Source organism: Mesorhizobium australicum, from assembly GCF_900177325.1.
Taxonomy (GTDB): Bacteria; Pseudomonadota; Alphaproteobacteria; order Rhizobiales; family Rhizobiaceae; genus Mesorhizobium_A; species Mesorhizobium_A australicum_A.
In genome coordinates, this window is record NZ_FXBL01000004.1 from 3,329,029 (window position 1) to 3,343,861 (window position 14,833).

At 65.3% G+C, this 14,833-nt stretch carries 19 protein-coding genes; 13 read left to right on the plus strand and 6 right to left on the minus strand.

Annotation, left to right across the window (positions count from 1 at the left end):
* Positions 1–18 precede the first annotated feature (18 nt).
* A complete protein-coding gene (locus B9Z03_RS18890) occupies positions 19–513 on the minus strand; it encodes a flavin reductase (protein ID WP_085465622.1) in 495 nt (164 codons plus the stop codon).
* 156 nt (positions 514–669) lie between these two features.
* Here B9Z03_RS18890 and B9Z03_RS18895 point away from each other — a divergent pair, with 156 nt between their 5' ends.
* The 5 genes from B9Z03_RS18895 (at position 670) to purB (ending at position 5,463) form a co-directional block, all read left to right on the plus strand.
* Positions 670–1,737, plus strand: a complete 1,068-nt coding sequence (locus B9Z03_RS18895) for an ABC transporter substrate-binding protein (RefSeq protein ID WP_085467749.1) — start codon at positions 670–672, stop codon at positions 1,735–1,737.
* Complete coding sequence (locus B9Z03_RS18900; RefSeq protein ID WP_085465623.1) at positions 1,734–2,747, plus strand: P1 family peptidase; 1,014 nt, start codon at positions 1,734–1,736, stop codon at positions 2,745–2,747. The genes B9Z03_RS18895 and B9Z03_RS18900 overlap by 4 nt, the downstream gene beginning before the upstream one ends.
* A gap of 85 nt (positions 2,748–2,832) precedes the next feature.
* Positions 2,833–3,549, plus strand: a complete 717-nt coding sequence (locus tag B9Z03_RS18905) for a DUF2259 domain-containing protein (protein ID WP_244561780.1) — start codon at positions 2,833–2,835, stop codon at positions 3,547–3,549.
* Positions 3,550–3,551: 2 nt separating this feature from the next.
* A complete protein-coding gene (locus B9Z03_RS18910; RefSeq protein WP_085465625.1) occupies positions 3,552–4,094 on the plus strand; it encodes a hypothetical protein in 543 nt (180 codons plus the stop codon).
* Between the two features lie 61 nt (positions 4,095–4,155).
* Positions 4,156–5,463, plus strand: coding sequence for an adenylosuccinate lyase (gene purB, locus B9Z03_RS18915; RefSeq protein WP_085465626.1), 1,308 nt, complete (start codon positions 4,156–4,158; stop codon positions 5,461–5,463).
* A gap of 83 nt (positions 5,464–5,546) precedes the next feature.
* On the opposite strand, the gene B9Z03_RS18920 is transcribed toward purB, so the two are convergent.
* On the minus strand, positions 5,547–6,350 hold the full coding sequence (locus B9Z03_RS18920) for a VOC family protein (protein WP_085467750.1): 804 nt from the start codon (positions 6,348–6,350) through the stop codon (positions 5,547–5,549).
* Positions 6,351–6,571: 221 nt separating this feature from the next.
* Between B9Z03_RS18920 and B9Z03_RS18925 the strand changes: the two genes are divergently transcribed.
* Positions 6,572–7,132, plus strand: a complete 561-nt coding sequence (locus tag B9Z03_RS18925) for an RBBP9/YdeN family alpha/beta hydrolase (RefSeq protein ID WP_085467751.1) — start codon at positions 6,572–6,574, stop codon at positions 7,130–7,132.
* Here B9Z03_RS18925 and B9Z03_RS18930 read toward each other — a convergent pair.
* Positions 7,129–7,899 carry an HpcH/HpaI aldolase family protein gene (locus B9Z03_RS18930; RefSeq protein ID WP_085465627.1) on the minus strand — a complete coding sequence of 257 codons (771 nt, stop codon included), beginning with the start codon at positions 7,897–7,899 and terminating at the stop codon, positions 7,129–7,131. The genes B9Z03_RS18925 and B9Z03_RS18930 overlap by 4 nt on opposite strands.
* Positions 7,900–8,011: 112 nt before the next feature.
* Positions 8,012–8,332, minus strand: coding sequence for a DUF1476 domain-containing protein (locus tag B9Z03_RS18935; RefSeq protein WP_085465628.1), 321 nt, complete (start codon positions 8,330–8,332; stop codon positions 8,012–8,014).
* 267 nt (positions 8,333–8,599) lie between these two features.
* On the opposite strand from B9Z03_RS18935, the gene purC reads away from it, so the two are divergent.
* The 7 genes from purC to B9Z03_RS18970 all read left to right on the plus strand — a co-directional run bounded on the left by purC (position 8,600) and on the right by B9Z03_RS18970 (position 13,649).
* Positions 8,600–9,394, plus strand: coding sequence for a phosphoribosylaminoimidazolesuccinocarboxamide synthase (gene purC / locus B9Z03_RS18940; RefSeq protein ID WP_085467752.1), 795 nt, complete (start codon positions 8,600–8,602; stop codon positions 9,392–9,394).
* Positions 9,395–9,438: 44 nt separating this feature from the next.
* Complete coding sequence (gene purS, locus B9Z03_RS18945; RefSeq protein WP_085465629.1) at positions 9,439–9,681, plus strand: phosphoribosylformylglycinamidine synthase subunit PurS; 243 nt, start codon at positions 9,439–9,441, stop codon at positions 9,679–9,681.
* A gap of 17 nt (positions 9,682–9,698) precedes the next feature.
* Positions 9,699–9,959 (plus strand): hypothetical protein, encoded by a 261-nt coding sequence (locus tag B9Z03_RS18950; RefSeq protein ID WP_085465630.1) that lies wholly within the window; start codon positions 9,699–9,701, stop codon positions 9,957–9,959.
* Positions 9,959–10,627 carry a phosphoribosylformylglycinamidine synthase subunit PurQ gene (gene purQ, locus B9Z03_RS18955; protein ID WP_085467753.1) on the plus strand — a complete coding sequence of 223 codons (669 nt, stop codon included), beginning with the start codon at positions 9,959–9,961 and terminating at the stop codon, positions 10,625–10,627. Before B9Z03_RS18950 ends, purQ begins: the two co-directional genes overlap by 1 nt.
* Positions 10,624–11,046: a hypothetical protein gene (locus B9Z03_RS18960; protein WP_244561781.1), complete on the plus strand. Its 423-nt coding sequence runs from the start codon at positions 10,624–10,626 to the stop codon at positions 11,044–11,046. The genes purQ and B9Z03_RS18960 overlap by 4 nt, the downstream gene beginning before the upstream one ends.
* A 27-nt stretch (positions 11,047–11,073) precedes the next feature.
* Positions 11,074–13,296 carry a phosphoribosylformylglycinamidine synthase subunit PurL gene (gene purL / locus B9Z03_RS18965; protein WP_085465631.1) on the plus strand — a complete coding sequence of 741 codons (2,223 nt, stop codon included), beginning with the start codon at positions 11,074–11,076 and terminating at the stop codon, positions 13,294–13,296.
* A 119-nt stretch (positions 13,297–13,415) separates the two neighbouring features.
* The gene (locus tag B9Z03_RS18970; RefSeq protein WP_085465632.1) at positions 13,416–13,649 is read left to right on the plus strand and encodes a BolA/IbaG family iron-sulfur metabolism protein; all 234 of its coding nucleotides are present in this window, start codon (positions 13,416–13,418) and stop codon (positions 13,647–13,649) included.
* Positions 13,650–13,819: 170 nt separating this feature from the next.
* Here B9Z03_RS18970 and B9Z03_RS18975 read toward each other — a convergent pair whose 3' ends face one another.
* Positions 13,820–14,449: a sugar transferase gene (locus tag B9Z03_RS18975; protein ID WP_085465633.1), complete on the minus strand. Its 630-nt coding sequence runs from the start codon at positions 14,447–14,449 to the stop codon at positions 13,820–13,822.
* Entirely contained in the window at positions 14,440–14,751 is a 312-nt protein-coding gene (locus tag B9Z03_RS30665) for a PadR family transcriptional regulator (protein ID WP_085465634.1), read from the minus strand. The genes B9Z03_RS18975 and B9Z03_RS30665 overlap by 10 nt, the downstream gene beginning before the upstream one ends.
* Positions 14,752–14,833: the final 82 nt, after the last annotated feature.

Here is a 14,833-nt window from a genome sequence, read left to right on the forward strand (position 1 = left end):
GGCCCGGCGCGATATTCCCTAGAGGACGCGGTAGGCGCGATTGAAATAGGTCAGCGGGTCGAGGCTATCGCCGATGCGCACCCCTGTCACCTTGCCATAAAGCACACGATGGGTCGCCATATCGGTCGTCTCGATGATCTCGCAGTCGAGGCTCATCATCGAATCGACAAGCACCGGCGCGCCGGTCGACAGCCTGGTCCACTCGCCTTTAGCGAATCGCTCGTCCTGCGTGAGCCCGGTGAGACCGGAAAACGCATTCGCCAGGTCCTGGTGCTGGCCCCCCAGCGTGTTGAGCGCGAAGACGCCATTATCCCAGAACACGGCGTTCGACACGTTTTCGCGATTGATGCAGGCGAGGATCGTCGGCGGATGATCGGAAACCGAGCAGGTCGCGATGATCGTGGTGCCGCGCCGTCCCGCCGGACCGTCAGTGGTCAGCACATGCACGGCGCCAGCAAAGCGCGCCATGGCATCGCGATAGGTCTGCGGATCGATGTCGCTTTTCTTCAGCACGGCGGGATATCCAGTTTCGCCATGAATATAAGCTCGGGCGTGCGTCCCACAAGCGGCCGGCACAGCGCCTACCATGTTGCCTAGTCCAGGCTGTGCCGCTACGAGATTGCGCGTCACGTGCCGGGCGATGCCGCCGCGGCCATAATCCCGGGATCGATGCGCCCTGCCCTGATCATCGCCGCCAGCCTAGCCGCAACGCTTATCCAGGCGTCTGCGGCCGAGGTCGTGATCGGTGTGGCGGCGCCTTTGTCCGGCCCGTCCGCCATGCTCGGCGAACAGGTCCGGCAGGGGGCCGAAGCCGCGGCGCAGGCCGTGGGCGCGAAAATCGAGATCGCCGACGACGCCTGCACCTCCGAAGGCGGCAAGGCGGCGGCGCAGGCGTTCGTGGCCGCGAAGGCGGTCATCGTCACCGGCTTCCTCTGCACCGAGGCGATCGAGGCTGCGCTGCCGATCCTCAAGCAGGCCGGCATCGCCGTCGTCGCCACTGGCGTGCGCACCAATTCGCTGACTGATCGCAGGGCAAAGACCGGCTGGCCCGTGGTGCGGTTCGCTCCGCGCGCCGACGACGAGGTCGAGGCGGCCGCCTCCATCCTGGGCCGCGCCTGGCGCGGCGAGCTCTTCGCCATTGTCGACGACGGCACCATCTATTCGCGCGAACTTGCCGAGGGCCTGCGCCTCTCGTTCGAGCAGTCCGGCCTCAAGGCGGCCTTCATCGACACGCTGCGTCCGCAGCTCGACAATCAGATCGGCCTCGCCGGACGGCTGCGGAAATCGGGCGCCACGCATGTCTTCGTCGCCGGCGACCGGCCGGACGTCGCCATCCTCGGCCGCGACGCGGCCCAGATCGGCTATCAGGTCACCATCGCCGGCGGCGAGGTGCTGCGCGCAGCGTCGGAGGGCGTCGACCTCGCTCCTGGCACGCTGATGATCGGCCTGCCGGAGTGGTCGGAGATCGCCGATCCCGCCGTGGTCGCGCGCCTGCGCGACGGCAAGGTCGAGCCCGACGGCTATGTCCTGCCCGCCTATGCCAGCGTCGAGATCGCCGCACAGGCGACGAAAGCCGCTGCGGCGAGCGGCTCCGACATCCTTTCGGCGCTCGGGGGTCAGGAGTTCTCGACGGTCCTCGGTCCCGTCGGCTTCAACGATCAGGGCGATCGGACCGACAATCCCTACCGCCTCTACAGGTATGAGGGCGGCGCATTCATCGAAGTGGACCAGCAATGACCTTCCGCACCGGACCGGCCAATCTCCTCACCGACGTCGCGGGCTTGCGCGTCGGCAATGCCTCCGATGCGAAGCTCAAATCCGGCGTGACGGCGATCATCTGCGACGAGCCGGCCGTTGCCTCGGTACAGGTTCTGGGCGGTGCGCCCGGTACCCGCGAGACCGATCTGCTGGAGCCGCACAATTCGGTCGAGGCGATCAATGCGCTGGTCCTGTCCGGCGGCTCGGCCTTCGGCCTCGACGCGGCGTCCGGCGTGCAGGCGGCCCTCCGCGAGCAGGGCATCGGCTTCCAGGTGCGCGACAACCGCATCCCCATCGTTCCCGCCGCGATCCTGTTCGACCTGCAGAATGGCGGCGACAAGCGCTGGGGCCGCTATCCGCCCTATCGCGAGCTCGGCTACGAAGCCGCCATGTCGGCGGCGACCAGCTTCGACCTGGGCACGGCCGGCGCCGGTGCAGGCGCCCTGTCGGCCGGTCTGAAGGGCGGGTTGGGCTCGGCCTCCACGGTACTGCCGAACGGTGTGACCGTCGCAGCCCTCGTCGGCGCGAATCCGACCGGTTCCGTGACGGTCGGCGAGAAGAAGCACTTCTGGGCCGCGCCCTTCGAGATCGGCGACGAGTTCGGCGGGCTCGGCTATCCCCATCCGCTGCCGGTGGACGCGTCCGACATGCGGATCAAGTTCCGCGAGATGGCCAAGGCCGGGGCCAACACCACCATCGCCGTCATCGCGACCGACGCGGTTCTCTCCAAGGCGGCCGCCAAGCGGCTGGCGATCGCCGCGCATGACGGCTTCGCACGCGCCATCTGGCCAGTGCACACGCCGGTCGACGGCGACCTGATCTTCTCGCTGGCGACCGGCCGCAGCAAGGTGCCGCTCGACCATGACGGGGCGATCGACCTTTACGCCGCCGCCGGCGCGACGATGGCCCGCGCGATCGCCCGCGCCGTCTACCTTGCGACGCCCGCCGAGAACGACCTTCTGCCGACCTGGCGGAACAAGTTCGCGTGAGGGGCGGCTTTCGTTGACGCTGGCGCAAGCCGCGCTGCGCTAGCATCGGCTACGTGAAAAATCGTCGAGGAGGAGTCCGATGCAGATGAACCGCCCTGTCCTTCTAGCCACCTCTCTGCTTTCCTCGGCATCGGCCTTCGCAGGCGACACCGCGACGCCGCAGGTGCTCGGCTTCTCCCCGGACGGCAAGGTGTTCGCCTTCGAGGAATACGGCATTCAGGACGGTTCCGGCTTCCCCTATGCCAACCGCTTCTACATCGACACCGCGACCGACAGCTTCGTTTCCGGCAGTCCGATCCGTGTCCGGATCGACGACGAGGCGGCCGGCGTTTCCATGGCGCGCGCGCAGGCCAGGGAAAAGGGCGAGGCGATCGTGCCCGAACCGACGCTTGTCGCAAATCCCGGCGTCACTGCCGGCTGGAACGCGGTCACCGAGTTCTCCGCCGATCCGTTCCGCATGGCTGTCTATCCGCGCCCGATCTTCCCGCCGATCGATTCGCCGGTGGAGTTCCGGCTGGAGGAGATCCCGATGGCCGCGTCGGGAAGTTGCGAAGGGTTGGTTGACGTGGCGGGCTTCCGCCTCGTCACGATCGATCCGACGCCCGGCGGACAGACGACGCTCGTCCACGAGGACGCCTCTCTCCCCGCCAGCCGCAATTGCCCGCAAGGCTACCGCATCGGCGGTATCCAGACCTTCCATCCGCAAGGCGGCGATCCCGTCTTCGCGGTGATCATTGCCGTGCGCTCGGTCGGCTTTGAAGGCCCCGACCATCGCTGGATCGCCGTGACGGGCCGGCTCTAAGCATGAATTCCACACGCCAGGCAGGCATCGCGGCCGACCAGACGGGCCTGCTCGGCCGGACCGGTCGGGCACTGGCCGGTGCGATGCCCGCTTGGCGCACGATCCTCGCTGGAAGTGCAATCTGGGCCGTCGCGATGGGCCTGACGGCGGCCGCGAAGCTTGCCTGGATGCGCTGGTATGAGCCCGAGCGCATCGCCCTCCTCGCCTCTTTCTTCGCTGCGGGCGGCCTCGTCGCCTTCCTGCCCGGCATCTATCTCGGACGTCTCCTCTCGCGCGGCCGTCGCGACGCCGGCTTCGCCGCGACCTTCCTCGCCCTCGGCATCGGCACGATCGCGTTCACCGCCTTCCTCTTCGGCCTGCAATACCGGCAATATTACGCCGCCTGGCATGATGAGCCCCTGTCGGTGGTATGGGTCTTCCAGTTCATCTTCACGGTCGGCGCGGCCGTCTACCAGTTCCTCGTGCTCGGCACGCGCGTCTATTTTCCGCTCGGCTTCCTCTTTCTGGTAGCTGCTTGCCTCTGGAACGTGCGCCGTATGCGTTGAGCATCGGGCCCGCCTCTGTTAGGAGGCGGCGGTTCCGAGACAGCCAAGGCAAGGCCCGCCGATGATCCCCCGCTATTCGCGACCGGAAATGGTCGCCATCTGGTCGCCCGAGACCCGTTTCCGCATCTGGTTCGAGATCGAGGCACATGCCTGCGACGCTCTTGCCGAGATCGGCGTCATTCCGAAGGAAGCTGCCAGGAATATCTGGGAAAAGGGCGGCGCAGCGACCTTCGACGTCGCCCGCATCGACGAAATCGAGCGCGTCACCAAGCATGACGTGATCGCCTTTCTCACCCATCTCGCCGAGTTCATCGGCCCGGATTCGCGTTTCGTCCACCAGGGCATGACCTCGTCCGACGTGCTCGACACCTGCCTCGCCGTGCAGCTGAAGCGCGCGGCCGACATCCTGATCGCCGATGTCGACGCGCTGCTTGCCGCGCTGAAGACCCGCGCCTTCGAGCACAGGGACACGGTCACCATTGGCCGTTCGCACGGCATCCACGCCGAGCCAACCACCTTCGGAGTCAAGCTGGCACAGGCCTATGCGGAGTTCTCGCGCTGCCGCGAACGCCTCTTCGCCGCGCGCGAAGAAATAGCCACCTGCGCCATATCGGGCGCCGTCGGCACCTTCGCCAACATCGACCCACGCGTCGAGGAACATGTCGCCGAAAAGCTCGGCCTGAAGCCGGAGCCGGTCTCGACCCAGGTCATTCCGCGCGACAGGCATGCGATGTTCTTCGCCACGCTCGGCGTCGTCGCATCCTCGGTCGAGCGACTTGCCACAGAGATCCGCCACCTTCAGCGCACCGAGGTTCTGGAAGCGGAGGAGTATTTCTCGCCCGGCCAGAAGGGGTCGTCGGCGATGCCGCACAAGCGTAACCCGGTGCTGACTGAAAATCTCACCGGTCTCGCCCGCCTCGTGCGCGGCATGGTCACGCCGGCGCTGGAGAATGTCGCGCTCTGGCACGAGCGCGATATCTCCCATTCCTCGGTCGAGCGCATGATCGGTCCGGACGCGACAATCACGCTCGATTTCGCGCTGGCCCGGCTCACCGGCGTCATCGAGAAGCTGGTCGTCTATCCCGCCAACATGCTGAAGAACCTCAACAAGTTCTCCGGCTTGGTACATTCGCAGCGCGTTCTGCTCGCCCTCACCCAGGCCGGAGTCTCCCGCGAGGACGCCTATCGTCTCGTCCAGCGCAACGCGATGAAGGTCTGGGAGGAAGGTAAGGACTTCCTTACCGAACTGCTCGCCGACGAAGAGGTGATGGCCGCGTTGTCCGAGGAGGAGCTGCGCGAGAAGTTCGACCTCGGCTACCACACCAAGCACGTCGACACGATCTTCAGCCGGGTGTTCGGCTCCGCCTGAAGAACCCGCTTCAGAATCTCATTCACAGCAAAAGCCCCGCGGCGTCCCTGCCGCGGAGCTTCTCATATGTCCTGCATGTGCGTTCAGGCCGCGCGAACGTGGATCTCGGTGCCCCACGGATCGACGAGGTTGCGCTCCGAGACGGGTCCCCTGCTCAGCAGTTCGACCCACTGCAGTCCGGTGCGATCCTTGTCGCGCGCCCCGGCGCCCCGGCTCTGCCAGGAATTCGCGCCGATATGGTGATGGTAGCCGCCCGTGGACAGGAACACCGCCTGCCCGCCATAGTTCAGCACCGTGTCGAAGCCGACATCCTTGTTCCAGAAGCCTTCCGCAGCGCGCGCGTCGCCCACGCGCAGGTGTACATGGCCGATGATGCTGTTGCCGGGCGCTCCGTCCCAGGCCGGCGCGCCTGTCGCGGAGGCGAGAATCCCTTCAGCGTCCAGCGGATCGGTGGCCATGCGAACGGATCGACCTTCCCAGTTCCAGCCCTCGGCCGGACGGTCGGCATAAATCTCGATGCCGTTGCCCTCCGGATCGGTAAGGTAGAGCGCTTCCGAAACCAGATGGTCGGCCGCGCCGTCGATCCGGAAGCGGTTCTCGATCGCATGGCGAATCCACCTGCCAAGATCCTGGCGCGACGGCAGCAGGAAGGCCGTGTGGTAGAGGCCAGCCGACCGCGGATCGTCGGGACGCACCGCGCTCGATTGCTCGATCTCCATCAACGGGCGGTCGCCGGCTCCAAGCGTGATGTGTCCGCCGCTGTTGGCAAGCTCCCTCAGGCCGACGACCTGCTGGTAGTACTGCGACATCGCGGCCGCATCGCGCGCAACGATGCCGATGCGGCCGATATGGGTCGGCGCGTCGGCGGCGAAGGGAAGGTCTGACATTGTGGTCTCCGATCGGGCGGCAATCGTTCCGCCCGCTAGCGCGGCTCCGGCGCCGAGCACGGTTCTGCGGTTGATGGTCACGGCGCGATCCTCCGGCAAGATGCGATATTCTGCTGAAGATCGTATGGCTGATTGTTCACCGCAAGCGTGCAAATCCCGAACACGCTGTTCAACCGCGCGACCTCATTGCGCCGACAGCCCCCCTCGCCTACATGCGCCGCATGAAAGCCAAAGACGCAGACATCATCATCGTTCCCGGCCTGGGCGGCTCGGGGCCCATGCATTGGCAGACCCGCTGGCAAAAGCGCCTGTCGACGGCGAAGCGCGTGCACCAGAAGGACTGGGACGCGCCTGCGCGGGAGGCCTGGGCCAGCAACGTCGCCGACGTGGTCAATGCCGCCGAACGGCCTGTCGTACTGATCGCGCATTCGCTCGGTATTGCCAGCGTAATCAACGCCCTTGACCTTATGACCAAGCGGCCGCACGGCGCCTTCCTCGTCGCCCCTCCGGATCTCGATGATCCGGAGATCGGCTCGCCGCAGCTCCTCGGCTTCGGACCCTATCCGCGCACGCGCCTTCCGTTCCCGTCGATGCTGATCGGCAGCCGGAACGACCCGTACTGCAAGCCGGAGATCGCGGAAGAGCTGGCAAACGCCTGGGGCTCGCTCTTTCTCGACGCCGGCGAAGCCGGGCACCTGAACACCGAGGCCGGCTATGGCCCCTGGCCCGAGGGCTCGATGGCCTTCGCGCAGTTCCTGTCGAATCTGCCCGACCAGGTCTAGCTGATCGCCGCCCGCGCGGCGGCGATCAGGTTCTCCGCGCCAACACGCATGTAGGTCTGCTCGTTGCCCATGGCGATCATCTGGTAGCCCATCGAGGCATAGCGGCCGCAGATCTTCGGATCTGTCGCGAAGATCGCGGCGAACTTGCCGGCCTTTCGCGCCCGCGTGCCGATGTCGGCGATCGCGCCCATCATGTCTTCCAGATTGGGATTGAGCGCGGCCCCGCTTGTCCATGCGATCGAGAAATCGGACGGACCAACGAAGATGCCGTCTATGCCCGCAACGTCGAGGATCTCGTCGAGCAGCCCGTAGGCGGCACGCGTCTCGATCATCGCAAACGAGATCGTGCGTGAGTTCTGCGTCGCCAGCCATTCGGCGTGGTCCTTCACGCTTGAACGCGGAAAGCCGAAGGTCGGCCCCCAGGAGCGCTCGCCGACCGGCGGATACTTCATCGCTGCGGCAAAGCGGCGGGCATCCTCGACCGAGTTGATCATCGGCGCGATCACCGCCTCCGCGCCGAGATCGAGCGCCCGGCTCGCCATGTCGAAGCGGCCGACGGGGATGCGGATGACGGGATGCTTGCCAGGACCAGTGATCGCCGGCACGCAGCGGGCGACGCTGTCTTCGTGATGCGCGCCGTGCTGCATGTCGAGCGTGACGACCTCGAAGCCGAGCCGCGAGACGCTTTCGACAGTGAGCGTGTCCGGAATGCCAGACCAGGCGGTAAACGAGACGGTTCCGGAATTGAGGCGGTCGGCGAGGGTCATCACGGCTCCATGCGGCTTCGCGGCGCAATCTGCCGTGACTCTCTCGCCTGCGCAAAAGAAAACCGCCCGGCGAGCCGGGCGGTCGGTTGGTCCAGTGGAGATCGCCGGGAGATCAGGCGCCGGCGATCTGCTTCGCGGCGGTCTCGAGCAGTTCCGCCATCGCGTGGCGGATCTGGTGGTCGGACACGGCCACGCCGGCCTTGTCGAAGTCGCCCCGAAGCTTGCGGAACACGTCCTCGTCGCCGGCTTCCTCGAAGTCGGCCACCACGACCTCCTTGGCGTAGGCCTCCGCGTCCGCGCCCGACTTGCCGAGCTTCTCGGCCGCCCACGCGCCTAGAAGCTTGTTACGACGCGCGGTCGCCTTGAACTTAAGCTCCTCGTCATGGGCGAACTTCTTCTCGAAGCCCTCTTCCCGGTCCTTCATGCTGGTCATCGAAATGCTCCCCGAACTAGGCGTCCAACTAGGCTTATGTCGTCGCCTCCATATGGGGCATCGGCCTTCAATTCAACAGGTATCGGCGTCGCGGCGCCATCCCGGCGCCCCGCCCGCGCCTCAAAGCCGTTGAAGGTGAGGATTGTAGATTGAGGAAAGCAGTCGAGTAGGATAGAGCACGCCGTGAAAACCACGGGTGCGGCGCGCCCCGCCGCCGATTCGGACCTGCCGCATCACATCGGCCGTCCAGAACAGAGACAAGCGCACATGAATCGTCGCCGACGCATCTACGAAGGCAAGGCCAAGATCCTCTATGAAGGGCCTGAGCCGGGCACGCTCATCCAGTTCTTCAAGGACGACGCCACCGCCTTCAACAAGAAGAAGCACGAGGTGGTCGACGGCAAGGGTGTGCTCAACAACCGCATCTCCGAGCACATCTTCACCCATCTGAACCGGATGGGCATCCCAACCCACTTCATTCGCCGCCTCAACATGCGCGAGCAGCTGATCAAGGAAGTCGAGATCATTCCGCTCGAAGTCGTGGTGCGCAACATCGCGGCCGGGTCGCTCGCCAAGCGCCTCGGCATCGAGGAAGGCACCGTCCTGCCGCGCTCGATCATCGAGTTCTACTACAAGGCCGACGCGCTCGACGACCCGATGGTCTCCGAAGAGCACATCACAGCCTTCGGATGGGCCTCCCCGCAGGAGATCGACGACATCATGGCGCTCGCCATCCGTGTCAACGACTTCCTGTCCGGCCTCTTCCTCGGCGTCGGCATCCAGCTCGTCGACTTCAAGATCGAATGCGGCCGCCTCTACGAGGGCGACATGATGCGCATCGTCGTCGCCGACGAGATCTCGCCGGACTCGTGCCGCCTGTGGGACGTCGCCACCCAGGACAAGCTCGACAAGGACCGTTTCCGCCGCGACATGGGCGGTCTGGTCGAGGCCTATCAGGAAGTGGCCCGCCGCCTCGGCATCATGAACGAGAACGAGCCGCCGCGTCCCGCCGGACCGGTGCTCGTCGCCTCGACCGACACGCCCAAGGGCACCAAACACTGACGGCGCGCCGTCAGCCAGTAACAGCAGACCGGAGCGACATCGGCGTGATCAAGGCTCGCGTGACCGTCACCCTCAAGAACGGCGTGCTCGACCCGCAAGGCAAGGCGATCGAGGGTGCGCTCGGCACCCTCGGCTTCGGCGGCGTCGGCCATGTCCGGCAGGGCAAGGTGTTCGACATCGAGCTGGACGGCTCGGACAAGGCGAAGGCCGAGGCCGATCTCAAGGCGATGTGCGAGAAGCTGTTGGCCAATACCGTGATTGAGAACTATGCTATTTCGCTAACCTGAGGTTGCAGGAGCAACGCATGGCCGAAGTCAGCTATCAGTTCCTGGAAGAGCTTCTGAGACGGCTCCACGAACGCATGGATCGCTTTGAGCATTCGCTCGGTGAGATCAAGCACGAGATTGTTGCCATGCGTCTACAGAACATGGGCATGCAAACCGACATCAACAATATCTACGGCGTCACGGGGCGGATTGATCAGCGTCTGGACCGTATCGAGAATCGCCTGGAACTGCGCGAACTCGCTGAGAAACCACAATCGCCGTACGAACCGCAAAAATGATAAAATCCGCCGTCGTCCTGCTCCCCGGCCTCAACCGCGACCGCGACATGATCGCGGCGCTGACCAAGATCTCCGGCAAAGCGCCCGTCACCGCTTGGCAGACCGACACGGACATCCCCGACGTGGACCTGATCGTCATCCCCGGCGGCTTCTCCTACGGCGACTATCTGCGCTGCGGCGCCATCGCGGCGCGCATGCCGGTCATGCGCGCGGTGGCCGAGAAGGCGGCGAAGGGCGTCACGGTCATGGGTGTCTGCAACGGCTTCCAGATCCTGCTCGAAACCGGTCTCCTGCCCGGCGCGCTGATGCGCAATGCCTCGCTGAAGTTCGTCTGCCGCGAGGTGAAGCTCGAGATCGCCAACGCCAACACCACCTTCACCCGCGCCTATCGGCCCGGCCAGGTGATCCGCTGCCCGGTGGCGCACCACGACGGCAACTACTTCGCCGATCCCGAGACGCTCGCCCGCATCGAAGGCAATGGCCAGGTTGTCTTCCGCTATGCCGAAGGCACCAATCCGAACGGCTCGCTTAACGACATCGCCGGCGTGATGAACGAGGCCGGCAACGTGCTCGGCCTCATGCCGCATCCCGAAAACCTGATCGAGGCAGCGCATGGCGGCTCTGACGGCCGCGCCCTCTTCGAGGGCGTGCTCGGGATCGCCGCGTGAGTACGGCGAACGGACTGCGTCCGGCCGCCCTCCTCGCCATCGCGGCCGCGCTCTCTGCCGCCGGCTGCCAGTCGAACAAGCCGGAGGCTGTCCTCACACCGCCCGGCAAGAGTGCCGCGCTGCGCAAGATGGAGAAGGTGGCGCTCGCTGCGCATACCTGCTGGTTCGCCTCGAAGGACAAGGCGTTCCGCGCCTACGGCTTTGCCAACGAGCTCAACTCGATGAGCGGTCAGCCGCGTTTCCTGCTGGTGCCAAAGGGCAACTTCGGAGGCCGGCCGCTTCTGGTGGTCGAGGCGAAGGGCGGGGCGGCAACCGTCGACGCCTACGGCCCCCTGCTCGACGGCGAGCATGGCAAGCGTATCTCCGCCGATCTCAACCGCTGGGCTTCCGGCGACCCGTCCTGCGTGGCGAGGGCCTGAGGCCGCGCCCCCGATTTTCGAGCTGACATGACGATCCCGAATTCGATCCCGATCACCCCCGAGCTGGTCGCCTCGCACGGCCTCAAGCCCGATGAATACCAGCGCATCCTCGACCTGATCGGCCGCGAGCCGAGCTATACCGAGCTCGGCATCTTCTCGGCGATGTGGAACGAGCACTGCTCCTACAAGAGCTCGAAGAAATGGCTGCGTACGCTGCCGACCAAGGGACCGCGCGTGCTGGTCGGTCCCGGCGAAAATGCCGGCGTGGTCGACATTGGCGACGGCGATGTAGTGGTCTTCAAGATGGAGAGCCACAACCACCCGTCCTATATCGAGCCCTACCAGGGCGCGGGCACCGGCGTCGGCGGCATCCTGCGCGACGTCTTCACCATGGGCGCGCGCCCGATCGCGGCGATGAATGCGCTGCGCTTCGGCGCGCCGGACCACCCGAAGACCAGGCACCTCGTCTCCGGCGTCGTCGCCGGCATCGGCGGCTACGGCAACGCATTCGGCGTGCCGACCGTCGGCGGCGAGGTCAATTTCGACGAGCGCTACAACGGCAACTGCCTTGTCAACGCCTTCGCCGCTGGCCTCGCCAAGGCGGACGGCATTTTCCTGTCGCAGGCCAAGGGCGTCGGCCTGCCGGTCGTCTACCTCGGTGCCAAGACCGGTCGCGATGGCGTCGGTGGCGCGACCATGGCCTCGGCCGAGTTCGACGACAAGATCGAGGAGAAACGCCCGACCGTGCAGGTCGGCGACCCCTTCACCGAAAAGTGCCTGCTGGAGGCTTGCCTCGAACTGATGGCATCAGGCGCCGTCATCGCCATCCAGGATATGGGTGCGGCCGGCCTCACCTGTTCGGCCGTCGAAATGGGCGCCAAGGGCGACCTCGGCATCAGGCTCGAGCTCGACAAGGTGCCGGTGCGCGAAGAGCGCATGTCGGCCTACGAGATGATGCTCTCCGAAAGCCAGGAGCGCATGCTGATGGTGCTGCGTCCGGAAAAGGAGGAGGAAGCCGAGGCCATCTTCCGCAAGTGGGGCCTCGACTTCGCCATCGTCGGCTGGACGACGGACGACCTCCGATTCCGAGTCATCCACCAGGGCGAGGAAGTCGCCAACCTGCCGATCAAGGAACTCGGCGACGAAGCGCCTGAATACGACCGCCCCTGGATCGAACTGCCGAAGCCCGCCCCGCTCGCCAGCACCGACGTGCCGCAGGCCGACATCGCCGACGCGCTGCTCAAAATGCTCGGCTCCGCCGACCTGTCCTCCCGCCGCTGGGTCTGGGAGCAGTACGACACGCTGATCCAGGGCAACTCCTTGCAGATCCCGGGCGGCGACGCTGGCGTCGTGCGCGTCGAGGGCCATCCGACCAAGGCGCTTGCCTTCTCCGCCGACGTCACGCCGCGCTACTGCGAGGCCGACCCGTTCGAAGGCGGCAAGCAGGCGATCGCCGAATGCTGGCGCAATCTTACCGCGACGGGCGCCCTGCCGCTCGCGGCCACCGATAACCTCAATTTCGGCAATCCCGAGCGCCCCGAGATCATGGGCCAGCTCGTCGGCGCCATCAAAGGCATCGGCGAGGCCTGCCGCGCGCTCGACTTCCCGATCGTCTCCGGCAATGTCTCGCTCTACAACGAGACCAACGGCCGTGGCATCCTGCCCACGCCCGCGATCGGCGGCGTCGGCCTCATCGACAACTGGTCGAGGATGGCCCGGATCCGCTTCGCTGGCTCCGGCGAGCGCATCCTGCTCCTCGGCGCACCCGAGACGCTCGGCATGCATCTCGGCCAGTCGATCTACCTGCGCGACATCCACGCCCGCAAGGACGGCCCGCCGCCGCCGGTCGACCTGGCGAAGGAGCGCCTCGTCGGCGACTTCGTGCGCGAGATGATCCGCGACGGCGTCTTCACGGCCGTGCATGACGTGTCCGACGGCGGCCTCGCCGTGGCGCTTGCCGAGATGGCGATCGCCTCCGGCATCGGCGCAGAGGTGCAATTGCCTGGTGGCGCTGACCCGATCCGCGCCTGGTTCGGCGAAGACCAGAGCCGCTACGTCGTCACCGTCTCCCATGCCGATCCGGGCCTCGTGCGCGACGTGCAGGACCAGGCGGCCGCCCGCGGCGTGCCGGCCCTCTGGATCGGCGAGACCGGGGGCACGGACCTGAAGCTCGCAGGCGCCCGCGCCGTTCCCGTCGCCGACCTCAAGGCGGCGCACGAAGGCTGGTTCCCGCGCTTCATGGGCGACTGACGGCTTGCCGGCAGGGCGCTCGCCAACGGATTTCCTCCACCTGGCTGGTTGGGGAAGTCCGATTGACCTCCCCTGCCCCGGCAGGCCATTCTGCCCCTCGACGAATAAGGAGAATCCCCGTGGCGATGGATGCGCACGAGATCGAACGCCTGATCAAGGAAGGCATTCCCGACGCGAAGGTGTCGATCCGCGATCTTGCCGGCGACGGGGACCACTACGCCGCCGAAGTCGTCTCCGCGAGCTTTAAAGGCAAGACCCGCGTCCAGCAGCACCAGATGGTCTACAAGGCCCTGCAGGGCAACATGGGCGGCGTCCTGCACGCACTCGCACTCCAGACCAGTGCGCCGGAGTGAGGCCGTGAGCATCGGCGACTTCGTCAAGGGCGTCGTCTCGGACGTGCGTGAGGACATGCTAAAGAAGGACCTCGAAACGTCGCCGCCGTCGCAAGACGTCGCGAACCTGACGCTGGCGACGGCGAGGCGGCAAGGCTTGACGAAGATAAGTAAGCCAAACAAAGCGACGGCTATCTGCCGGACCCGATATATTTTTTCCACCAATTACGGGGAAGCTTCTCTTGGCCCAAGAACACTGAATAGAGGATAGGCAATTCTGCAATGCCAGCGCGTCCTAGAAATCGGCCAATGCGCGTTTCCGAACCGCGCTTGGGCCCAGCGTGCTCTTTCGTCCGAAATCTCAAGGTTCTCGTTTTCTTTCCAGACTCTGAAATGCGTACTCGGCTTACAAAAACGGGGCCCGCGCTTTCAGCCTTTATCGCGATGGCGCTCCCTAGTAAGAGCGGCGCGACCAAAACAAACCAGCAAAGTGCGATAGCTCTCTCCGCAAAGCTAGGTCTATCTGCATTCCCTTCGATCGGGTCTGATGCGGCAATCTTCGACGCCCCCCTAATAAGACCCAAAGCAACGACAAATTTACTGAAATCGCCAGGCGTATCGTTGACGTGGCTCGACCATTCTTCTCGATAGCGATCCCGACTGTTGACCGGTAGTCTTGACGCAGCCCGCTCAACGAGGCGACTAGTCAACAACGGCAGCCAAGCCTTTGCGTCATCTGCCAAGACGCGCGAAAATGTTGCAACCAATACCGCAACAAGGACACCCAAAATACCAATCAAGAACTGAAAGGCTAGGTCCACGCCAGCCTCCCCATCGCAGGATGTATATCGGCAAGCAAATTGCGGGCTTTCACGGCCCCGAGCGCGGTGACTTTATAGTAGCGACGACGAGGTCGCCCAAGTGACACTGGTTCCTCTGATTCCCAGCGGCTCTCCAACCATCCCGCCTTCTCAAGGCGAAACAGTATTGGGTAGAGAGTGCCAGAGGCGATCTTGGTCGACGCGCTAACCTCCGATCCAGAAAGCTCCCTTCTCGGCGCAGAGAGAAGCTCCACCAGAACTTTCAGAGTCTGAGCCGACATGCGGGGGTCAGGAGAGTCCATGTAGTTAGTCTACATAGGGTGGCTCCGCCAGTCAACGCCGCCTTGTGCGGTTAATTTCACACCAGCAAATGTCAATTGGAGA